Genomic DNA, 21,953 nt, shown 5'->3' on the forward strand with positions numbered 1-21,953 from the left:
CGTTTAACCCTCTCGACTCTCAAAATCGATACGAGGATCGACAAGGGTATAGGTGATGTCTGATACCAGCTTTAATAGAAGCCCCACTAGGGTGAAGATGTAGAGCGTACCGAAAATAACAGGGTAATCTCGGTTGATAACCGCCTCATAGCCAAGCAGCCCTAAACCATCCAGTGAGAAGATCACCTCAATCAACATCGATCCTGTGAAGAAAATACCAATCAATGCAGCAGGCATACCCGCTATGATCAGTAGCATGGCATTTCGGAATACATGGCCGTAAAGAACCTGATGCTCGGTTAAACCCTTAGCCCGAGCGGTCAGTGCATACTGCTTATGGATCTCATCAAGGAAGGTGTTTTTAGTCAGCATGGTCAGCGTTGCGAAGCTGGAAATAACGGACGCTAGGATTGGTAGAGCAAGGTGCCAGAAGTAATCCCCGATTTTTTCGATCAGAGTCATCTCTTCAAATCCGGGTGAAGTTAAGCCTCGCAACGGAAACCACTCAAAGTAGGTGCCGCCGGCAAATAGTACGATCAGTAAAATAGCAAACAAGAAGTTTGGGATCGCGTAGCCAACAATGATGATGCTGGAACTCCAGATATCAAAAGGGGAGCCATCTCGAACCGCTTTTCGAATGCCTAAAGGAATGGAGACTAGGTAGGTGATCAGTGTGGTCCATAGCCCAAGAGAGATCGAGACAGGCATCTTTTCGATAATCAGATCAACCACCGGTTTATCACTGAAAAAACTACGGCCAAAATCGAAGGTTAGATAGTCTGTCAGCATCTTAAAAAACCGCTCATGGGCCGGCTTGTCAAAGCCATAGAGTTGTTCGATCTCAGCAACCAGTGCGGGGTCCATGCCTTGGGCACCCCGATATTTTGAATCGCCGCCTTGTGCATCGGCGCTGATATCTGAACGCTCTCCTGAACCAATACGACTGGTCGCATCAACCGAAAAACCCTGTAGGTGAGCGAGAGCTTGTTCAACCGGTCCACCAGGCGCCAGTTGAATAATTAGGAAGTTCAACAGCAAGATACCGAACAGCGTCGGTATCATGAGCAGTAATCGTCGAACAATGTACGCTGCCATTATGGCTTAGCCCACCAGGTATCCAGTCCAATGGTGTAGGTGGGGCGAATCGCAGGTAACTCAAATTTATCCCAGTAGGCGACACGGTGTGAGTCGATGTGGAACTGAGGCACCACAAAATGGTTCCACTGCAATACTCGATCCAGCGCTCGAGCACGCAGCACAAGCTGCTCACGATCCGGAGCTTGAATCAGAAGCTCCACTAACTGATCAATCGCGGGATCTTTGATGCCGATTAGATTTCTGCTACCGGGTTGATCGGCGGCTTCCGATCCCCAAAATTCGCGCTGCTCATTGCCTGGTGAGCTGCTCTGTCCAAAGCTGCCGACGATCATGTCGAAGTCAGTTGAACGAAGACGATTAATATACTGGGATACATCAACGATGCGGATGCTGACCTGCATCCCCAGTTTCTCTAGATTTTGAATAAAGGGTGCAACGACGCGTTCAAAATCCTTTTGCACCAGTAGTATTTCGAAATTGAATGAATCTCCGGCATCATTAACCAATTTGCCATCTTTTAGTGTCCAGCCAGCCTCTTTTAAAAGTTTAAGTGCTGTGCGAAGTTGAGTTCGGTTGCGCCCATCCCCTTTGGTGGTTGGCGCTTGGTAAACGGTTGTAAACACCTCATCCGGAATCTGGCCTCTGAACGGCTCTAAAATGGCCAACTCTTTTTCACTGGGTAGTTCAGTGGCGGCCATCTCTGAATTAGAGAAGAAACTGTGACTGCGAGTGTATGCGCTGTAAAACAGGTTGGCATTGGTCCACTCAAAATCGAAGCCGTGTGCGATGGCTGATCGAACACGAGGATCACTGAACTTGTCGAGGCGCGTATTCATGATAAAGGCTTGCATACCAGCCGGGTTGGCATCAGCAATCAGCTCCTTCTTAATACGACCCTCATCAAATGCCGGGCCCGTATAGCTGGTCGCCCAGTTTTTAGAGGAGTTCTCCTCTCTAAAGTCATACTCTTCAGCTTTGAATGCCTCCAGTGCGACGGTGCTGTCACGGTAGTAATCAAACTGCATGGCATCAAAGTTGTAGCGACCGCGGTTAACCGGAAGGTCGGTTCCCCAATAATCTGGGTTGCGCTTGTAGGTAATGGTTCTACCCGCTTCAAAAGAGTCTACAACGTAGGGCCCTGAACCCAAGATAGGGTCCAGCGAAGGCTTGGTGAAGTCTCGTTCTTTCCAATAGTTCGCAGAGAGAATAGGGACCTCGCCAATGATCAATGGCAATTCGCGGTTCTCTTCACTGCCAAACTCAAAACGGACAGTATGGTCTGTAATAGCGGTGATTGAACGGATGTCGCGGTAGTAAGCTTTGTAGAAGGGTGAGCCCTGTTCACGCAATAGTCTGAAGGTCTCGATGACATCGATTGCTGTCACAGGGGTACCATCGCTGAAACGTGCCTGCTTACGAAGATCAAACTCAACCCAGGCTCTGGATTCAGGCATACGGACCGCTTCGGCTAGTAAGCCGTACTGAGTGAAGGGTTCGTCGTAAGAGCGAGCCATCAGGGTGTCAAAGGTTAATCCGGTACCATCCGCTGCTGTGCCTTTGATAATAAAAGGGTTAAAGCTATCAAAAGTGCCGTTGGCGGCCTGTTTAAAAACTCCGCCTTTAGGTGCTTCTGGGTTAACGTACTCAAAATGACTAAACCCTGCATCGTATTTCAGGTCGCCGTGCATCGCGATCCCGTGCGAAGACTCGACACTGGCATGAGCCGTCAGTGCAACGGCGAATGAGAGAATGGCGCCTATTTTTTTTATGGAATTTTTTTGAATAGAACCCAAAGCCACGGAAACCTCCAACGAAACAGTTTATAAAACTATACGTTAGAAATAGGGTGCTAGGGTTAAAAATTCAACTTATTTTGTTGAATTGAGTGACTCAGCAAGCTTTTCCAGTTGCTGATGACGTTCGCCACGAGGCGTCTCTTGGCTTTTAAGCTGCTGATCCAACTCCATCAGCTTAGTCAGCTTGATCTGATCGCCCATCGAGAGACTGCGAATGAGGTCTTGATCAACCCATTCGCGGATGCGTTTCATCACAACTACTTTGAAGACCACAGCTAGAACCACCGAGATGACGATGATTGCAATGCCTAAAGTATCCATTAGCCCTGCTCAGGTTGTTTAACGCGAAGGGGTTGGCCTGGCATCAATAGGGTATCGATGCTGATGTCGTTCCATTTAAGCAGTTGCTGAACACTGATGTTGTGGCGCTGCGCAATGACGCTGAGGTTATCACCCTTGCGGACCAAGTACTGTGCAGTTGAAGAGGCTTGAGCATCGGCTTTGAAAATCGCTAAACGCTCACCAATTTTAAGCGTCTTAGAGGTGCCAAAGTTGTTCCAGCGAGCGATCGACTTATGATCAACGCCGTAGATTTTCGCAATTTTCCAGAGCGAATCACCGGATTTAACCGTGTGAAGAATCTTTTTACTGCCTGCGGGTGCGCTCTTGCGGATACTGGCGGTGCGACGTTGCGTATCACTCAAGCGGTACTGGCTGGCATCAACCAGCGCTGATGGGATCAATAGAGATTGGCCAACGCGAATCAGAGAACTTTTCAAATCATTCGAGGTCTGAATGGTCGAAATGTTTGTGTTAAAGCGCTTAGCGATGACCGATAAGCTATCGCCAGGCTTAACTTCGTAACGAGCCCAGTTGATTCTGTCTGAAGGGGCGAGTGATGCTAGTTCGGTTTTAAAGCGCGCCGCGTTATCAACTGGAACCAATAGCTGGTGCGGGCCCTCTGGGTCCGTAGCCCATTGTGAAAATCCCGCGTTGAGCTTGTAGATCTCATCCAGTTCCACTCCGCTCAACTCAGCAGCGCGTGACAGATCGATCTGCCCCCCAGTATCGACGATTTCAAAATAGGGTTTGTCTGCAAGAGGCGCTAAAGCAAGACCATGCTTGTCTGGGTTTTTGAACACCTCAGAGATCGCTAGAATTTTAGGGACGTAGTGGCGAGTCTCACGCGGCAGTTTTAGATTCCAAAAATCGGTTGGCTTGCCGGCTTTTTTATTGCGTTTAACTGCACGACCTACGGTTCCCTCACCGGCGTTGTAAGCGGCCATGGCCAACAACCAATCCCCATCGAGGTAGTCGTGCAGATACTCTAGGTAGTCCAATGCCGCATGCGTTGATGCAACAATGTCGCGTCGACCGTCGTACCACCAGTTACGCTTAAGACCGAAATGATCGCCGGTTGCTGGCATGAACTGCCATGCTCCAGACGCTTTAGCCGGTGATTTGGCAAATGGGTCGTAAGAGGACTCTACTGCTGGTATTAGAGCGATCTCTGCCGGCATGCCACGTTTGATCACTTCATGCAGTACAAAGTGGTAGTAACGAGAGGCGCGGCCTGTTAAGCGGTTCAAATATTTGTCGTGCTCAACATACCAATCGATATGCTGTTGAACGACCTTTTTGTCCAGGTTGTGGTTGAGGCGCATGTTGTTGCGGGTTATTTCCCACAAGTCTGCTTTCTTTGGATCTTTCTCAAGTTCTAGAAGTACCGATTTAATCGGGGCTTCATCCCACTCTGGCTTCACTTTGGGTTCGGTACGCTGAACAAGAACAGGCTCGCTCTCAAGCACCTGGACAGGCTCGGTTGGACTCTGCTGTGCGCTCTGTTGTGTCGCGACGGTCTGACAGCCTGCGAGTGTGATCGCAAGGGCGCCAACCATCAGTGTCGATTTCAACTTTGCCATAGTGCCTTTCTGGACATTTATACCGAAAATTTAAAGCCGCAATTCTACCTGTGAGGGGCTATTGGGTCAATTTCATTAATTTTCTGTTAAGGAATAAAAAGTCCACTTCATAGATCACTATTTAGAAGCTGTTCTTCCATTCTCGCAGTGCCGCCAAGGTCTCGACTCCAGCAGAGAGTGTTTGGTTAGAATAGTGGCTGGCGCTTTGAATCAATGCCGCTTCACGCGTTCGCATGTAGGGGTTTATCTGGCGTTCTAATCCGATGCTGCTTGGCAGTGTCGGTCTGTTATCGGATCTTAGCTGTTCGCATCGAGTGATCGCTTGGTCGATGTCACTATTTTCTGGGTCAGCGGCTTTGGCAAAGGCCAGGTTGGCTAGAGAGTACTCATGCGTACAGTAGACCTCGGTCGCATCCGGTAGGCTTGCAAAGTAGTCCATTGCTTTTTGCATCTGATCTGCACTTCCCTCAAACAGGCGACCGCAGCCAGCTAAAAACAGTGTATCGCCACAGAACAGCTGCGGTGTATCGCCGTTAACTAAGTAGGCGATATGATCCAGAGTGTGTGCAGGGACAGCTTTGATACATAGAGACGCCCCAAACAGCTCAATGGAGTCTCCGTCAGATAGAGGGTGTGTTACACCAGGAAACTTTGACTCAGATGAGCCGTAAACAGGCACTGAGTATCGCGCATTCAAGGCGTCAACACCGCCAGTATGATCTCGGTGGTGATGGGTGACTAGGATAGCAGCCAATGTTTTGTTGGATTGAGTCAGATGCTGTTCAACCACATCCGCATCACCTGGATCGACAACGGCAATGGATGAGTCATCAGGTGATTCGATGACCCAGATATAGTTATCGTCAAATGCGGGTAATGGGGTTAGCTTAAACATCCTGAACTCCGAGGCTGAAATTTCCCCTCAGGTTACCTAGAATAGAGATCAATGAGAACCTCATTTGAAGGTGAAAACGATGAGTAGTGTGACTGATTTGAACGCAGTCAGCGAACTGCAAGCCTGGTACGACTCAGAGTTGGGGCAGCAGTTTTTGGCACAAGAGCGCCAGATGATCGAGCGTGCATTGCTCTCCGTGCAGGGCAGTCGTCTATTACAGGTTACTTTGGACGGTCGTCAGTGGCTCTGTGATACAGCCAGAGCTCAGCACGCTGTATTGGTTGCTCCTAGAGTTGAGCTAGGGATGGAAGAACGAACCCTAATTGCAACGCCAGAAGAGCTGCCCGTGCAGTCGGCGGTCATTGATATTTTGGTATTGCACCATGCTCATGAGTTTTCTGCGGATCCACACCAAGTTATTCGTGAAGCGGCCCGTATCCTTCGCCCTGGTGGTCATCTGATTTTGTTGGGTTTTAATCCGACCTCCTGGTTAGGGTTGCACTCACAGTTTAAGAGAAATCAGGGCGCCCCTTGGCGTGCCCAATTTATCTCGCAACACCGTTTAGGCGATTGGTTTAAGTTGCTGCAGCTCTCATCCTTAGGTGGGGACTCTAAAGAGTTCAACTACCCTCTGGAGAGTAACCAGTGGCGGCAACGGATCAGGCCTGTGGCCAAGGTGATTAAGGCGTTGCCGTTTAAATCAGGCAACCTGTTCACAATAACAGCAAGAAAAGATGTAGCGGGACTCACACCACTGCAACCGCAGTGGAATCGTCGTCTACTTGGCAAGTTACAAGTGATAGAATCTAAAGCAACAAGTGCTGGTGTAAGGCGAAATAAGAGTTGAAAGTAGTCAAGATATATACCGACGGGGCCTGTAAAGGTAATCCTGGGCCTGGTGGTTGGGGTGCGCTATTAAGTTATGGCGGTGCTGAGAAAGAGATGTGGGGTGGGGAGCATGAAACCACCAATAATCGCATGGAGATCATGGCGGCTATCGAATCGCTAGAGTGTTTAAAACGACCCTCTAAAGTGATTCTTTATACAGATTCGGAATACCTGCGCAAAGGGATCACAGAGTGGATCCACGGCTGGATGAAGCGAAATTGGAAAAACTCCCAGGGCAAGCCGGTTAAAAATGCCGAGCTTTGGCAGCGACTTCATCAGGCGACACAACAACATGACATTGAGTGGCGATGGGTTAAGGGCCATAGTGGTGATCCAGGTAATGAACGAGCCGATCAGTTGGCTAATCGCGGATATGAGGAACAGCTCTAATGAGTCGTCAAATTGTACTCGATACTGAAACCACCGGTCTTGAGCCCGAAGAGGGTCACAACATCATCGAGATCGGTTGTGTGGAGATGGTGGCACGCCGCTTAACCGGTAACAACTACCATCAATACATTCTGCCCGATCGTGAGGTTGATGCTGAGGCGATGCAGGTCCACGGCATTACCAATGAATTTTTGGCAGACAAGCCTAAGTTCAATGTCGTCATGCACGAATTCATTGAATACGTGCGTGGTGCCGAACTGATCATCCATAACGCGTCGTTCGATGTCGGCTTCATTAATAAGGAGTTTGAGCGCAACGGGATTAAAGAGCGCATCGAAGAGTTCTGTACGATTACCGACAGCTTAGCCTTAGCGCGTAAAAAACACCCTGGTCAGAAGAACAACCTAGATGCTCTCTGTCGTCGGTACTTTATAGATAACTCGCACCGTGAATTGCACGGCGCCTTGCTCGACTCTGAAATCCTAGCCGATGTCTATTTGGCGATTACGGGTGGTCAAACCGCCTTGAGTCTATCGGTGGATGGGCAAGATGAAGAGGGTGGTGGACAGCGAATCAGACGCCTTACTCCTGAACAGGTTTCTGGTCTTAAAGTGTTGAAAGCGAGTGAAGATGACCTCACTGAGCACGAACGTTTTTTGGATATGCTGGATAAGAAATCAGACGGCGCTGTGTGGCGAAACCTTTCTCAGGAGTCATGAGACTCTAGCCATTCAATCAAACGTTGAATGGCGTTGCCACGCGTGCGACTCAACTGCCTTTCCAAGCCAAGGTCCGTTAGGTAAGTCTTGATCTGTTCGACAGTGGATCCCTGATCAATCTGGTGCTTAAAAAGCTGAATCAGAGCAGTAATCTGACGGCTCTCTGAGCACCCATCGAACTGAATAAAACCCTTTTCACTACTCAGTTTTAGCCAAGTCTGACTGGCACAACCTGTGACGAGATTTTCTGGTCGCTTTAGGCTTGGGTCTATTGAGACTGATCCCAAACTCATCAGTGCATTCAGTCGTGTTGGCCAATCTTTCGCTTGCTCAACCTGTTCTATCCAAAGCTTTGCTGAATCGCTATTCGATGTCTCATCACTCGTCACAGGTTGATGGCTACAGAGTGAACGCAAAAGGGCGATACAAGTGTCTAGCTCTTCAATTGTGTTATAAAACGCTAAAGAGATGCGCACAGAAGAGTGCAATCCAAATGACTGCATGAGCGGTTGCGCGCAGTGGCTACCGGCACGAACAGCGATGCCCTGTGCATCGAGTTGAGCGGCTATGTCGTCGGCATTGATCGTCTCATGATAGAAACTCACAATGGGTAAGCTGAACTCTCCAGCAGGGAGTATTTTAATCCCCTCTATGGATTTGAGTCCCTGCAAGAGGTGACTGGTCAGTTGCTGCTCGTGCTCTTCTATCTCTGCACGGTCTAGATTGTTTAGGTACTCAGCGGCAGCTGCCAATCCAATGGCGCCGGCAATATCGGGCGTGCCCGCTTCAAAGCGCAGCGGCGCCTCGGCATACTGGGTCTCAGTTAAGCTGACCGACTCAATCATCTCGCCGCCAACTTGCCAAGGGGGCATCGCATTAAGCAGAGCCTCTTTCCCGTAAAGAACCCCAATACCGGTCGGACCAAACATCTTGTGACCCGAAAACGCATAAAAATCAGCGTCAAGATCCTGCATGTCCAAGACCAGGTGCGGTGCCGCTTGAGCCCCATCGATCAGAGTCGTTAGGCCCTCTCTCTTGGCCAGTTTTACCATCTCTTTAATGGGGTAGACGGTGCCTAGGACATTGGAGGCGTGGGGTAGTGCCACCAGTTTTGGATTGAGTTTAAGGTAGCTTTGGTACTGATCTGAATTGAGTTCACCTGACGCTGTCAGTTCGATGACGTCTAAGTGGGCGCCAACCTGCTGCGCTAATCGCTGAAACGGAAGAATCGCAGCGTGATGAGCAGAGATAGCGATAACAATGCGATCACCTGCCTTGAGAATGGGTCTTAGGTAACTCTCGGCGACGAGATTGAGACCTTCGGTTGCACCTCGAGTCCAGACAATTTCATTGGGTTTAGCATTAATGAACTGTGCTAATTGACCTCGAGCCTGTTCAAAGTGTGCGGTTGCTAGGCTGCTCAGGTGGTGAGCCGCACGGTGAACATTGGCATTCTCTTTCCGATAAAACTGAGTTATTGCATCGATCACTTCGCGCGGTTTTTGAGTGGTAGCCCCGTTATCGAAGTAGATCAGGGGTTTCCCATCAACTCGTGTATTGAGGATAGGAAAGCTCGAACGTATTCGTCGCAGGGTTTGGCTGTCCATCAGTGACTGGTTTGCTCACGCAGCCAGCGACTCTGCCAGCGTGTATACATCATCGCAGCGGTAAACAGAGTCGAAATCAACAACACTTCAATCACACCATAGAGGGCTAAATGGGGTTGGATAGCCGTCAGTACACTGCCCAAGAAATAGAGCAGCAATACGAAGCAGAGCCAAGCGTGAGGACGCGGTGTGCCCTTTAATATAGCGGGTGTAAAACCGATCAGTGGCAGTAAGTGAACCAGCCAAATCACCCAAGGGTTATCTCCAGAACTCGGTGCTAACCATAAGAAACGTAGAGTGTAGAAGATTAAAAGGGCGATAAAGCTGACACGGGTAATTAAACCACTGATTGACGCTTTGCGTTGTAGAGACATGTTAACTCCTTTAACGACTGCTCAAACGCTGCGCTAGGGTACCTAAACGTTTACCCTGAGCGACGGCAATTCTCTGTTCGTCTTGTGATAGGCGGTGACTGTTTTGCGATACCTGACTGGCACCGTAAGGTGTGCCACCACGGGTGGTTGAGTGCAGTTCAGCAACATTATAGGGAACACCGACTAACAGCATTCCTTGATGGATCAAAGGCAGAGCCATAGAGAGCAGCGTACTCTCTTGACCGCCATGCAGTGAGCTGGATGAGGTGAACAGTGTTGCCGGTTTATCGATCAGCGAGCCAGACAGCCACTCTGACGTGGTCGTCTCGATAAATGCGCTTAACGCACTGGCCATATGACCAAACCGGGTTGGACTTCCTAATGCTAGGCCTGAGCACTCTCTTAAATCGTCCTGTGTGACATAGAGTGTCCCTTCACTATCTGCGAGGTCAGACGTTTCTGCATCCGGAACGGTTCTTATTTGAGCGTTAATACCAGATTGTTCAATGCCCAGTGCGATCGATTCAGCCAGCGCACGGGTCGCGCCATGACGACTGTAGAATAGAACCAGTACGTACGGCGCAGACATATTACAGAATCTCTAATACTTGCTCAGGAGGGCGGCCAATGCGCGCCTTGTCACCGTTGATCACAACGGGACGCTCCATCAGTTTTGGGTACTCAACCATAGCGGCAATCAATGCATCAGCTGAGGACTCTTTAGTCAGACCGGCCAACTTGAACTCATCCTCTTTGGTGCGGACTAAGTCGATAGGTGTGACACCCAGTGCAGCGATCAGTTGGCGCAGCTCATCGGCGGATAGAGGCTCTTTTAAATATTCACGAACGGTGAGTTCAGCACCTTGCTCTTCAACCAGTGCCAAAGTTTGACGTGATTTAGAACAGCGAGGGTTGTGAAGAATAGTGATGCTCATTGAAATAGTTCCTTATTGGCCCAGTTTCGCGATCAGCGCGTCCACGGCATTATCCAGTGGAAGATCAGAGGCTTTAGCGTCACGACGGCCTTTGTACTCAAGTTGGCCGGCTGCAATGCCTCGGTCTGAGATCACTAGGCGGTGTGGAATGCCTGTTAGCTCCATGTCAGCAAATTTAACCCCTGGGCGCTCTTTTCGGTCGTCTAGTAGTACATCAACACCTTTTGCCTTCAGTTCTGAGTAGAGTTTGTCCGATAGCGCTTTTACGTCATCAGATTTATCGTAGTTCAGTGGTACTAGAGCAACGGTGAAAGGTGCTAGAGATTCTGGCCAGATGATGCCGTTCTCATCGTGATTCTGCTCAATGGCAGCTGCAACGACACGAGTAACACCGATACCGTAACAACCCATGGTCATTGGCACCGCTTTGCCGTTTTCATCCAATACCGTTGCATTCATCGCTTCGGAGTACTTCAAGCCCAACTGGAAAATGTGTCCAACTTCGATACCGCGACGAATGTTCAGCGTACCTTTGCCGTCTGGACTTGGGTCGCCAACTTGCACGTTGCGAAGATCTGCAACGCGTGGGGTAGGAAGATCACGCTCCCAGTTAATTCCGAAGTAGTGTTTACCATCGATGTTAGCACCGGCACCAAAGTCAGACGCACAAGCCACTGCGCGATCAATAACGATCGGAATAGGAAGGTTGACTGGACCAAGGGAGCCAGGGCCGGCGCCCACAATTGCACGGATCTCTTCCTCAGTTGCCATGGTCAGAGGAGAGGCAACTTCAGGCTGCTTCTCCGCCTTAATCTCATTTAACTCATGGTCGCCACGAACCAGAAGGGCAACGATCTCTGAATCAACCTCGTCCGACGCTTTGACCATTAAGGTTTTAATCGTCTTCTCGATCGGTAGGTTGTGCTGTTCAACGAGCGCGGCAATGGTTTTAGCATCAGGCGTGTCAACCAAACGCATCTCTTCTGTAGGTGCATCCGGAGCGGCTTTAGGTGCGATTGCTTCCGCCATTTCAACATTGGCTGCGTAATCGCTGCTGTCAGAGAAGGCGATATCATCTTCACCAGAAGCGGCAAGAACGTGAAACTCATGAGAGCCGGTACCCCCAATAGAACCGTTATCGGCAATGACTGGACGGTAATCTAGGTTAAGGCGGTCGAAGATGCGAACGTAAGCATCAAAGTAGTCGTCGTACGTCTTCTGTAGTGACTCTTGGTTGATGTGGAAGGAGTAGCCATCCTTCATAACAAATTCACGTGAGCGCATTACACCGAAACGCGGACGAATCTCATCACGGAATTTGGTTTGAATTTGGTAAAAGTTAGCCGGTAGCTGTTTGTAACTCTTAAGCTGGTTGCGAACCAGATCGGTAATCACCTCTTCGTGAGTCGGTCCAACACAGAAATCACGCTGGTGACGATCTTTCAAACGGAGCAGTTCAGGTCCGTACTGTTCCCAGCGGCCTGACTCTTGCCACAATTCAGCCGGCTGAATCGCAGGCATCAGTAGCTCCTGAGCACCCGAAGCATCGAGCTCTTCGCGAATGATCTTTTCAACCTTGCGCAGTGTTTTAAGACCCATCGGTAGCCAGGTGTATAGGCCTGATGCCAGTTTGCGGATGAGGCCCGCACGAAGCATTAACTGATGACTGATAACCTCTGCATCAGCAGGAGTCTCTTTGACGGTCGCAATAAGAAATTGACTAGCACGCATGGTGAAATTGTTTCCAGCTCAAATAAAAAGAGCCCATAGTTTAAGGATGGGCTCTTTCGGCTACAAGTTTTAAAAACAATTATGCGGTTTCAGATACTAAATCTAGCTCTTCTAACATCGCTTCTAAGCGATCAATTTCCGTCTCATTAAAGACTGGGATGCCAGACTCAATGACCTCTTGCGCTGCAATACCAGCGCCAGACGCCTCTTTACCACTGAAGGCAGCGCCTGAGATGTCGCGATTACCACAGGCTGGGCTATCTGCTTTCATCAAAGCCGCAACGCACCCCTCTCGCTTTGCCAGTTCTGCTGTGAGCTCGGCGCCAAGAACAAACTGCGGAGTAACGTCTTCGCCTTCATCTGTGATGACTTCAACCGGAATACGACGAGCAATAGTGGCGTAGGGGCGAGGGACAGTGAGACCACCGGCGACCTCGGGACAGATCCTAACGAGGCGATCTTCGTTTTGTAGCCACTCTAGCAGGGGGTGATTAATGAGGTTGTGACGTCCATCGTATCGAACGTTTTCGCCCAAAAGACAGGCGCTGATAAGCACTTTATTCATAAATGTGTGACCGTGTTTTTTTATTATTGTGTCGTAGATGTCGCTGTACGACGATTTAGTGGTTGGCGATCATACAGAAGTGGAAAGGGGAAGTCAGCCTGTGAGTCTCAATCAATGGTCTTACACAGGCTGTTAGGCTGTTTAAGCCTCTGGACGGGCGTCCACCATAAAGGTTGCTTCACCCGTTGCGATTACCTTGTCGCCAACATAAACGTTGGTGTCACAAAGGACACGACGACGGCGTTCATTGATCTCTTTAACGGTGATTTCTGCTCTCGCTGTTTGCCCGATAAAAAGGGGTGCCTTGAACTTAATCTGCTGATCAACATAGATCGCTCCAGGTCCAGGAAGTTTCGTACCGGCCACAGTAGAGATTAATGCCGCACTTAGCATGCCGTGGGCAATGCGCTGGCCGAATGGAGTTGTCGCCGCATACTCTTCGTTGATGTGTACAGGATTGGTGTCACCCGAAATGCCTGCAAAGCCATAGACATCTGCCTCAGAAATGGTCTTTGCAAAACTGTCGCTCATACCAACTTCAAGGTCTTCTAAGTAGTAGCCGTGTAAATTATCCATAAATCATCCTAAACAGTGTGGAATTGGGTTTTTGCAACAGGTTACTCACTTTTTCATGGGGTGCAAGAGAGGTTTCAAGATTCCCCAGTGGGGATAAATCAGGTATCTTTGCGTTACGTTATATTGAATGGACTAAACTTTCTACCATGATCATTAAACCAAAAATTCGCGGTTTCATCTGCACAACAACTCACCCAACAGGCTGTGAAGCAAACGTTCGCGAGCAAATTGCGAAGACTCAAGCGCAAGGAACGATTGATGGTCCTAAGCGTGTACTTATTGTAGGTGCATCATCGGGTTATGGTTTGAGTTCACGTATAACAGCAGCCTTTGGTGCGGGTGCTTCTACCATTGGTGTCTTCTTTGAAAAAGAGGGAACCGAGAAGAAACCAGGTACCGCGGGTTGGTATAACTCGGCGAGTTTTGAAAAGCTGGCCCACGAAGCAGGGCTTTACGCTAAATCGATTAACGGCGACGCTTTCTCTCATGAAGCGAAAGCGAAAACCATTGAGATGATCAAAGAGGACTTAGGTCAAATTGATCTTGTGGTCTATTCGCTGGCGTCTCCTGTTCGTAAAATGCCAGACTCTGGTGAGGTGATTCGTTCTGCCTTGAAGCCGATCGGTGAGGTCTACCGTTCAACAGCGATCGATACTAACAAAGATGTCATCATCGAAGCGGAAGTCGAACCAGCCAATCAAGAAGAGATCGACGCAACCGTCAAAGTGATGGGCGGTCAGGATTGGGAGCTTTGGATCGAAGCTCTGGATGAAGCAGGAGTTTTGGCTGACGGTGCTAAAACCGTTGCTTACAGCTACATTGGTACCGATATCACTTGGCCGATCTACTGGCACGGTACCCTTGGTAAAGCGAAGCAGGATTTGGATCGTGCTGCCTCTGAATTGAATGCGCGCTTGTCGAAAAAGGGTGGTCAAGCAAACGTAGGGGTTCTTAAGTCCGTTGTGACACAGGCCTCGTCTGCTATTCCTGTGATGCCACTCTATCTAGCTATGGTGTTCAAAATCATGCGTGCTGAAGGTGTTCATGAAGGGTGCCAAGAGCAGATTGACCGACTATTCCGCACCGGTCTCTACGGTGACAGCTGCGAAATGGACGAAGGCAACCGCTTCCGTCTAGATGATTGGGAGCTTCGTGACAGTATTCAAACGGCGTGTAAAGCCCTATGGCCAGATGTCACTTCTGAAAATCTGTTTGAATTGACCGATTACCAACTCTACAAAGATGAGTTCTTGAAGCTGTTCGGCTTCGGTATTGACGGTGTTGATTACGACGCTGAAGTGGATACTTTGGTTCCGTTCAAGCCACTCGAATTGTCTTAATACAAGTCAACTGACAATAAAAAACCGGCTATGTGCCGGTTTTTTATTGTCAGTTGCTACAGGTGATCGTAAAGCCCATAGAGTGCGTATCGATTTTTCTGATTTCAGTCTTGGTGCACTCACATAAGATTGGCTACACTGTCACCATCAAACATTTAGAGCGTTTTTTAGATGAAATACAAAGGCTTTCCAAAATTTTCTCATAGCCAGAAAGATAAAATCGGCGTCCTTGTGACCAATCTGGGTACACCGGATGCACCGACTCCCAAAGCGCTTAAACGCTACCTTAAGGAGTTTCTTTGGGATCCTCGTGTCGTGGAAGTTCCGCGTCCAATTTGGTGGATGGTTCTCAATCTTATCATCTTAAATATACGCCCGAAGCGTTCTGCTGAAGCCTACTCAACCGTGTGGACGGACGAAGGCTCACCGCTTCTTACTCATACTAAAAATCAGACAGAAGCTATCCGTAACCATTTTGAATCGCTGTATGGCGATCGCGTCGTGGTTGATTTTGCGATGCGTTATGGCAATCCATCGATTGAATCAGTGCTAGATCGCATGCAAGAAGCGGGTGTTCGAAAGTTAGTAGTGTTGCCACTCTATCCGCAATACAGCGCTTCAACGACCGCTTCTACCTTTGATGCGGTAGCGAGTGATTTTCAAAAACGCCGTCTGATTCCAGATTTCCGTTTTATTCAGCAGTACGCTGATGAACCTGCTTACATTGAGGCGGTAGCAGAGAAGATCCAAGCTCATTGGGCTGAGCATGGGCGAGCGGATAAACTCATTCTCTCTTATCATGGTGTACCAAAACGATACCTTTTAAATGGCGATCCGTACCACTGTCAGTGTCATAAAACGACACGACTGATTGCCGATCGTTTGGGGTTAGAAGAGGGGGAGTACATGACCTGCTTCCAGTCTCGATTTGGTCGCGAAGAGTGGTTGAAGCCATATACTGATGAGACGCTTAAATCCCTACCTGGCCAGGGTGTGAAATCTGTTCAGGTGGTCTGCCCTGGGTTTTCGTCTGATTGTCTTGAGACCATTGAAGAGATCGGTGAAGAGAACCGCGAATATTTCGAAGAGGCGGGTGGTGAGCGTTATGAATACATTGAAGCGCTAAACTCTGATGCATCACACATTAACATGCTGTGTGGATTGATTGATCGTGAACTTCAAGGGTGGATCTCCAAACCTGAAGATGATTATCAATTACGAGCATCCGAAGCCAAAGCTAAAGGCGCGGAACAGTAGAGTTTGTTCTGCGCTAAAAAGCACTTTGCCTAGTGAATACTTTAGGCCACAATAGAATCTAATCTATTGGATCAGGAGGTCTGTGATGTCTGCTACGAAACCGCACCCTAAATTTCTTGAAGCGATGAGTCAGTTGTCACAGATGGACGAAGATGAGCGATTATCAGAGGCGAACAAAGAGCTGTTTGATCAAGCGATCAAGTACGCCCCACTCGATATTCAGCCTCAATTGATTGCGATTCAGAAAAAGTACGAAACCCCACTGCACTGATTGCTCGTTTATTGATCACTCCAATGCGACAGCTGGGACTTTAACCTCTCAATTTTAGCTTCAGCTCGATCCTCTCTAATTTTCGGTGGCGTATCAGTTGTGCGTCGCCCACCGTAAGACTGAACGGTCACTTGCCCATGTTTGACCTCGCTGGCGCGTTTAACACTGTTAGCGCGTCGATCAAAAGGTGAAGTACGACGTTCGGGGCCTTCATAGGCATCATGAATCGCCTGTCGCCACCAGTCATAAGCCGCATCATAAGAGACCAGTAGTTCGCTGGCGCGCTCTCCAGAGGGGAATTCCCAAAAGTAACGTATCTTTCCTTCTACAAGGTCACGAATAAGATAAGCGTCTTTGAGCTGGTTGAGCAGTGTCATGTTTAGTCCGTTAAATGGATTGTCTGGAATCTTTTCATAAGAGTAGACTATAAATCTGTGTTCTTAAACGGAAGTCTTTCAGATAAGTAAGATTTTTGTGATGACAGATAGTCCCGCTCCTCATCAACGAAGTTAGCGATCGCTTTGTGAAATTCTGGGTGATTAACCCAATGTACAGAGTGAGTAAATATAGGTTCAAAACCGCGCTTAATCTTATGTTCTCCCTGTGCACCTGAGTCAAAGCGCTTGAGCTGTCGTGCAATGCAGTAGTCGATCCCCTGGTAGTAGCAGGTCTCGAAGTGCAGCGCGTCATACTCTTCATAACAGCCCCAATAGCGACCATAGAGCGTACTGCTGTCATGGAAGGATAGGGCGCCCGCAACGATTTTTCCGTCAAGTTGTGCAAAGACAAACAGCATCTGCTCGGGCATGGTGTGCACTAATTCGGTAAAGAAACTCTCATTTAGGTAGGGCTCACGTCCCCGTTTAAGGTAGGTGAGTGAGTAGAGTTCGTAAAACTGCTGAAGTTGATCTTGGGTAATATCTGAACCTGAGAGGTGAATGAATTTAAACGCCTCGGTTTTTTCGCGCTCTTTACGCAGCTCTTTGCGTTTTCGAGAAGTGAGCCCTTCTAGGAAGTGGTTAAAGTCACGATAATCTCTATTAAACCACTGATACTGCAGTCCGCTTCTGATTAACAAATCCCTAGGCAGAGCGCTTTTTATCGATGAGTCGTTTGGAAAGAGAAGGTGCCAGCTCTCTAATTTGTACTCGCTAGCAAAGGTTTTAATCGCTTGGGATATTCTCTGTAGAGACTCTTCAGCTTTCAGTTTACCTACCCATCTCGGGCCGGTTGATGGCGTAAAAGGGACTGCGCTTAGAAGCTTTGGATAGTAGTTTAAGCCGGATTGATGGAAAGCGTTTGCCCAACTCTGATCAAAAACATACTCACCCCAAGAGTGGTATTTAATATAGAGAGGGAGATAGATAATCGTCTCACCCTCCTCAATTAATTCTAAGTGACAGGGTTGCCAACCCTGTTCCGTCGAAACAGACCCTGAATGTTCCATCGCGGCCAAGAATTCATGACGCAGAAAGGGATAGTCGGAATCCTTAAGTTCATTCCAACGATGCTTATCAATACTATTAATGGATTGATGAGTCCTAATTTCCATCTGCTTGGTCTATATTTAAGAAAAGGTTAGGTCGTTACGAGGAGTATATAGAAATGGATGAACTAGAACTCGAATTTCAGTTAGATGCTCAACTTGCTGCGGATACGATTAAGTTGGGTGATTTCCCGCTCTCTTCGGTTTTGCTGATGAATGATAGCCAATATCCTTGGCTGATTCTTGTACCTCGTCGTGCGGGTATGACAGAGATCTACCATCTCAGTGCAGAGGATCAACAGCAGATGCTGCTGGAGACCAGTGCACTGGCTCAAGCGTTATCCGATATCTTCGCGGCCAAAAAGATGAATGTTGCGAATCTAGGTAACATGGTTTCCCAATTGCATATACATGTTATCGCCCGGTTAGAGAGTGATCCTGCTTGGCCAGGACCAGTCTGGGGGAAAGTGCCAGCACAGCCTTACAGCTCAGATGAGCTAGCCTCTGTCAAAGAGCGTTTGGATGCCTTGTTAACCGGTGAAGTTGAGTTTAGAGCGGTATAATCAGCGTTTGACAGGTTGAAAACCAGTTACCGCTCTTCGTAGATAGTTTGACGTCCCAAAGGTGACAGGCCTTAAGCCTGTCACCCGCTCTAGAATCCACAAGATACTCTTTGAAATACCAAAAATTGCCCTGTAATAGCCTGTTAATTCAGGTATAATTCCCGCCTTTCGGCCATAGGCCTAACCATTTTAGTTAATACTCGTTTCAGCGGGTTTTAGTAGATAGGACAGCAGAGTTATGCGCAGCCACTATTGCGGCGATCTTCGTGAAGAACATATTGGACAAGAAATTACCCTGGCAGGTTGGGTGCACCGTCGTCGTGACCACGGTGGCGTAATCTTCCTAGATCTTCGTGATCGTGAGGGTTTGACACAGGTTGTGTTTGATCCAGATCGCGAAGAGAGTTTCGCGTTGGCGGATAGCTGCCGTAACGAGTTCGTAGTTGAGGTTAAAGGCCTTGTTCGTGCTCGGCCAGAGGGTACTACCAACCCGGATATGCCAACGGGTGCTATCGAGGTGCTGGGTAAAGAGCTGATCATCCTGAACAAGGCTGAAACTCCTCCTTTTCAGTTGGATGAGCACCAGCAAGTGGGTGAAGATGTTCGTCTTCGTCACCGCTACGTCGATCTCCGCCGTCCAGAGATTCAAGAGAAGCTTCGTTTCCGCTCTAAAGTGACTCACCAGGTTCGTGCTTACCTTGAAGATCAAGGTTTCCTAGATATCGAAACGCCGATCCTGACTCGTGCCACCCCAGAGGGTGCTCGTGACTACCTAGTTCCAAGCCGTACTCATGAAGGTAGCTTCTTTGCACTGCCTCAGTCACCACAGCTATTTAAACAGCTCCTTATGGTCTCTGGCTTTGATCGCTACTACCAAATTGCTAAGTGTTTCCGTGACGAAGATTTGCGTGCGGATCGTCAGCCAGAGTTCACTCAGATCGATATCGAGACCTCGTTCCTTGATGAACACGAGGTGATGGCAATCACTGAAAACATGATCCGTGGGCTGTTCAAAGATCAATTGAACATCGATCTAGGCGAGTTCCCGCACATGCCATACTCTGAGGCGATGCAGCGTTTTGGTTCTGATAAGCCAGATCTGCGCATTCCTATGGAGCTGGTTGATGTTGCAGATCTGGTCGCAAGTGTCGACTTTAAAGTGTTTGCTGGCCCAGCAACGGATCCAAAAGGTCGCGTCGCGGCTCTTAAAGTACCGGGCGGTTCTGAGCTGACTCGTAAGCAGATTGATGAGTACACTAAGTATGTATCAATCTACGGTGCGAAAGGTTTGGCGTGGATCAAAGTGAATGATCTAGCGGCTGGCGCTGAAGGCCTTCAGTCTCCAATCGTTAAGTTCTTGGGTGCAGAGATTGCGCTGCAGATTATGGAGCGCCTTGAAGCGAAAGATGGTGATCTTGTCTTCTTCGGTGCGGATAAAGCCAACATCGTTAACGAAGCCTTGGGTGCGCTGCGTATCAAAGTGGGTGAAGACCTTAACATGCTTGAGCGTGAGTGGGCGCCACTATGGGTTGTCGACTTCCCAATGTTCGAAGAGAACTCCGATGGCAGCATGACAGCGCTTCACCACCCATTCACAGCACCGAGCTGTTCACCAGAAGAGTTGATTGCTCAGCCTGAAGGTCAGCTGTCACGTGCCTACGACATGGTTCTTAACGGTTGTGAGCTTGGTGGTGGTTCGGTTCGTATCCACGATCAAGAGATGCAGAAAGCGGTCTTCAAAGTACTGGGTATCAGTGATGAAGAGGCGGACGAGAAGTTTGGATTCCTATTGAACGCGCTTAAGTTTGGTGCGCCACCACACGCGGGTCTGGCATTTGGTCTTGACCGTCTGATTATGCTGATGACGGGTTCTACTTCGATTCGTGAAGTGATCGCCTTCCCTAAAACTCAGTCAGCGGCTTGTCCAATGACTGAAGCACCGGGTGAAGTGAGCGCGGCTCAACTGCGTGACCTAAACATCAAGTTGCGTAAAACACCTTAATCGAGTGTTTGATTAAAAAAAACCGGCAGTAAGCCGGTTTTTTTGTGTCTCTGGAAAATGCTGAAAGACTTACAACTCGCAGATGCGAGTTGATCGCGGTTTTTCGCTGCGCTCAAATTCGCTCCTACAGTCGAGCTACGCAGAGAGATCGTTGCAAAGTCCTACTATAGGAGCGTATTGGCGCCCCGCGCCAAACCGCGATCGATTGGACTTGCTAATCGAATTTAATGCTCCGGTGACTGGCTTTAGCCTGTCAACCGCTGTCTGTTTAAGGTATTGGTCTCAATCACAACTACTGTTAGTATATACAGCATTAAAACAATCTCTACGACAGGCGACCGATGCTGATATTGGGAATCGACCCAGGTTCAAGAATTACCGGATACGGCATCATCAATGCTCAGGGTAATAAGGCTGAGTACGTTGCCAGTGGTTGTATCAAAATCGCAGATGCGACCCTTCCTGATAAGTTAAACCAAGTCTTTAGCGGTGTCTCTGAACTGATTGAGCGCTACCAGCCTCAAGAGTGTGCGATAGAGCAGGTCTTTATGTCTCGTAACGCTGACTCTGCGCTTAAGCTCGGGCAGGCTAGAGGGGCAGCTATCGTAGCGGCCGTCAATCGAGGCGTAGAGGTTCATGAATATGCGGCACGCCTGGTGAAGCAGGCAGTAGCTGGAACTGGCGCTGCGGATAAGGGGCAGGTCCAGATGATGGTGCAACGTATTTTGTCACTTCCGGGGTTGCCACAGATCGATGCGGCTGATGGGTTGGCCATCGCACTTTGTCATGCCTATACCCGTCAAGGCTTAATAGCGACAGCGGGAACTCGTCGTTCAGTAAAAGGGCGATGGAGATTGTAGATGCTTTCGAATAATATCAATGCGTTACTTTATTGAGGTCAGATTGTGATAGGTCGTTTAACAGGTGAATTGGTAGAGAAGTCACCTCCAGAGTTGCTGATAGATGTTTCCGGTGTCGGTTATGAACTGGAAGCGTCCATGAATACCTTCTACAAATTGCCGGATGTCGGCACCTTTGTAACGCTGTATACACACTTCGTTGTGCGTGAAGATGCACAGCTTCTTTATGGATTTGCCGACAAAAACGAACGCACTCTGTTTCGAACCCTGATCAAGGTGAATGGGGTGGGGCCTAAGTTGGCGTTGACCATTCTTTCGGGTATCTCCGTCCAAGAGTTCATTCGAACGGTTCAGCATGAGGACAGTACAGCCCTGGTACGTCTGCCGGGTGTCGGTAAAAAAACCGCTGAGCGTTTAATCATCGAGATGAAGGATAAGCTGGATCGACTTGAGCTACCGACCCGTGTTGAAGCGGAACTGAGTGATTTTGCAATGCCCATCGTGGATGCGAAGCCTACCGTCGATTACAGAGCAGATGCAGAGACGGCACTGGTCGCATTGGGTTATAAACCGCTGCAAGCAACTAAGGCGATTGAAAAAGCGGTCACCGAATTGGGTGAGACGGCCGATACAGAATCGTTGATTCGTCAGGCACTTAAGATGATGGTGGCAAGCTAA

The 21,953-nt window shown here is 48.8% G+C and carries 24 protein-coding genes; 10 read left to right on the top strand and 14 right to left on the bottom strand.

Annotated elements, in window-relative coordinates; genetic code table 11:
• Positions 1–3: 3 nt before the first annotated feature.
• The 5 genes from XMM312_RS09575 to gloB form a co-directional block, all read right to left on the bottom strand.
• Complete coding sequence (locus tag XMM312_RS09575; protein ID WP_173484077.1) at positions 4–1,095, bottom strand: microcin C ABC transporter permease YejB; 1,092 nt, start codon at positions 1,093–1,095, stop codon at positions 4–6.
• Positions 1,095–2,897, bottom strand: coding sequence for an extracellular solute-binding protein (locus XMM312_RS09580; protein WP_371731515.1), 1,803 nt, complete (start codon positions 2,895–2,897; stop codon positions 1,095–1,097). Before XMM312_RS09580 ends, XMM312_RS09575 begins: the two co-directional genes overlap by 1 nt.
• Positions 2,898–2,966: 69 nt before the next feature.
• Positions 2,967–3,215 carry a hypothetical protein gene (locus XMM312_RS09585; protein WP_173484076.1) on the bottom strand — a complete coding sequence of 83 codons (249 nt, stop codon included), beginning with the start codon at positions 3,213–3,215 and terminating at the stop codon, positions 2,967–2,969.
• Positions 3,215–4,816, bottom strand: coding sequence for a LysM peptidoglycan-binding domain-containing protein (locus XMM312_RS09590; protein WP_173484075.1), 1,602 nt, complete (start codon positions 4,814–4,816; stop codon positions 3,215–3,217). Before XMM312_RS09590 ends, XMM312_RS09585 begins: the two co-directional genes overlap by 1 nt.
• A gap of 121 nt (positions 4,817–4,937) precedes the next feature.
• On the bottom strand, positions 4,938–5,711 hold the full coding sequence (gene gloB / locus XMM312_RS09595) for a hydroxyacylglutathione hydrolase (RefSeq protein WP_173482105.1): 774 nt from the start codon (positions 5,709–5,711) through the stop codon (positions 4,938–4,940).
• A 79-nt stretch (positions 5,712–5,790) separates the two neighbouring features.
• Between gloB and XMM312_RS09600 the strand changes: the two genes are divergently transcribed.
• Genes XMM312_RS09600 through dnaQ form a run of 3 tightly spaced genes read left to right on the top strand, consistent with a single transcriptional unit; the run spans position 5,791 to position 7,708 of the window.
• A complete protein-coding gene (locus tag XMM312_RS09600) occupies positions 5,791–6,558 on the top strand; it encodes a class I SAM-dependent methyltransferase (protein WP_173482104.1) in 768 nt (255 codons plus the stop codon).
• Entirely contained in the window at positions 6,555–6,989 is a 435-nt protein-coding gene (gene rnhA / locus XMM312_RS09605) for a ribonuclease HI (RefSeq protein WP_173482103.1), read from the top strand. Before XMM312_RS09600 ends, rnhA begins: the two co-directional genes overlap by 4 nt.
• Positions 6,989–7,708, top strand: coding sequence for a DNA polymerase III subunit epsilon (gene dnaQ / locus XMM312_RS09610; protein WP_173482102.1), 720 nt, complete (start codon positions 6,989–6,991; stop codon positions 7,706–7,708). Before rnhA ends, dnaQ begins: the two co-directional genes overlap by 1 nt.
• Here dnaQ and XMM312_RS09615 read toward each other — a convergent pair.
• The 7 genes from XMM312_RS09615 to XMM312_RS09645 all read right to left on the bottom strand — a co-directional run bounded on the left by XMM312_RS09615 (position 7,696) and on the right by XMM312_RS09645 (position 13,496).
• Positions 7,696–9,315: a SufS family cysteine desulfurase gene (locus XMM312_RS09615; protein ID WP_173483476.1), complete on the bottom strand. Its 1,620-nt coding sequence runs from the start codon at positions 9,313–9,315 to the stop codon at positions 7,696–7,698. The two genes, dnaQ and XMM312_RS09615, sit on opposite strands and share 13 nt — an antisense overlap.
• A complete protein-coding gene (locus XMM312_RS09620; protein WP_173482100.1) occupies positions 9,315–9,689 on the bottom strand; it encodes a DUF2069 domain-containing protein in 375 nt (124 codons plus the stop codon). The genes XMM312_RS09615 and XMM312_RS09620 overlap by 1 nt, the downstream gene beginning before the upstream one ends.
• Before the next feature lie 10 nt (positions 9,690–9,699).
• On the bottom strand, positions 9,700–10,278 hold the full coding sequence (gene wrbA / locus XMM312_RS09625; RefSeq protein WP_173483477.1) for an NAD(P)H:quinone oxidoreductase: 579 nt from the start codon (positions 10,276–10,278) through the stop codon (positions 9,700–9,702).
• A gap of 1 nt (position 10,279) precedes the next feature.
• Entirely contained in the window at positions 10,280–10,624 is a 345-nt protein-coding gene (gene arsC, locus XMM312_RS09630; RefSeq protein WP_173483478.1) for an arsenate reductase (glutaredoxin), read from the bottom strand.
• Positions 10,625–10,636: 12 nt separating this feature from the next.
• A complete protein-coding gene (locus XMM312_RS09635) occupies positions 10,637–12,355 on the bottom strand; it encodes a proline--tRNA ligase (RefSeq protein ID WP_173483479.1) in 1,719 nt (572 codons plus the stop codon).
• Positions 12,356–12,434: 79 nt separating this feature from the next.
• Positions 12,435–12,920, bottom strand: a complete 486-nt coding sequence (locus XMM312_RS09640; RefSeq protein WP_173489142.1) for a DUF523 domain-containing protein — start codon at positions 12,918–12,920, stop codon at positions 12,435–12,437.
• Positions 12,921–13,061: 141 nt separating this feature from the next.
• Positions 13,062–13,496 carry a MaoC family dehydratase gene (locus XMM312_RS09645; RefSeq protein ID WP_173483480.1) on the bottom strand — a complete coding sequence of 145 codons (435 nt, stop codon included), beginning with the start codon at positions 13,494–13,496 and terminating at the stop codon, positions 13,062–13,064.
• Positions 13,497–13,642: 146 nt separating this feature from the next.
• Here XMM312_RS09645 and fabV point away from each other — a divergent pair, with 146 nt between their 5' ends.
• The 3 genes from fabV to XMM312_RS09660 all read left to right on the top strand — a co-directional run bounded on the left by fabV (position 13,643) and on the right by XMM312_RS09660 (position 16,364).
• On the top strand, positions 13,643–14,836 hold the full coding sequence (gene fabV, locus XMM312_RS09650; RefSeq protein ID WP_173482094.1) for an enoyl-ACP reductase FabV: 1,194 nt from the start codon (positions 13,643–13,645) through the stop codon (positions 14,834–14,836).
• Positions 14,837–15,007: 171 nt separating this feature from the next.
• A complete protein-coding gene (gene hemH, locus XMM312_RS09655; protein ID WP_173482093.1) occupies positions 15,008–16,093 on the top strand; it encodes a ferrochelatase in 1,086 nt (361 codons plus the stop codon).
• 85 nt (positions 16,094–16,178) lie between these two features.
• The gene (locus tag XMM312_RS09660) at positions 16,179–16,364 is read left to right on the top strand and encodes a hypothetical protein (protein WP_173482092.1); all 186 of its coding nucleotides are present in this window, start codon (positions 16,179–16,181) and stop codon (positions 16,362–16,364) included.
• A gap of 8 nt (positions 16,365–16,372) precedes the next feature.
• On the opposite strand, the gene XMM312_RS09665 is transcribed toward XMM312_RS09660, so the two are convergent.
• Positions 16,373–16,741, bottom strand: a complete 369-nt coding sequence (locus XMM312_RS09665) for a hypothetical protein (RefSeq protein WP_173482091.1) — start codon at positions 16,739–16,741, stop codon at positions 16,373–16,375.
• A 47-nt stretch (positions 16,742–16,788) separates the two neighbouring features.
• The gene (locus tag XMM312_RS09670) at positions 16,789–17,916 is read right to left on the bottom strand and encodes a GNAT family N-acetyltransferase (RefSeq protein WP_173482090.1); all 1,128 of its coding nucleotides are present in this window, start codon (positions 17,914–17,916) and stop codon (positions 16,789–16,791) included.
• A gap of 53 nt (positions 17,917–17,969) precedes the next feature.
• On the opposite strand from XMM312_RS09670, the gene XMM312_RS09675 reads away from it, so the two are divergent.
• The 4 genes from XMM312_RS09675 (at position 17,970) to ruvA (ending at position 21,953) form a co-directional block, all read left to right on the top strand.
• Positions 17,970–18,413, top strand: coding sequence for an HIT domain-containing protein (locus tag XMM312_RS09675; protein WP_173482089.1), 444 nt, complete (start codon positions 17,970–17,972; stop codon positions 18,411–18,413).
• A gap of 238 nt (positions 18,414–18,651) precedes the next feature.
• Positions 18,652–20,415: an aspartate--tRNA ligase gene (gene aspS, locus XMM312_RS09680; RefSeq protein WP_173489143.1), complete on the top strand. Its 1,764-nt coding sequence runs from the start codon at positions 18,652–18,654 to the stop codon at positions 20,413–20,415.
• 341 nt (positions 20,416–20,756) lie between these two features.
• On the top strand, positions 20,757–21,275 hold the full coding sequence (ruvC, locus tag XMM312_RS09685) for a crossover junction endodeoxyribonuclease RuvC (RefSeq protein WP_173484071.1): 519 nt from the start codon (positions 20,757–20,759) through the stop codon (positions 21,273–21,275).
• 45 nt (positions 21,276–21,320) lie between these two features.
• On the top strand, positions 21,321–21,953 hold the full coding sequence (ruvA, locus tag XMM312_RS09690) for a Holliday junction branch migration protein RuvA (RefSeq protein WP_173482086.1): 633 nt from the start codon (positions 21,321–21,323) through the stop codon (positions 21,951–21,953).

Source organism: Marinobacterium sp. xm-m-312 (assembly GCF_013283295.1).
Lineage (GTDB): Bacteria > Pseudomonadota > Gammaproteobacteria > Pseudomonadales > Balneatricaceae > Marinobacterium_E.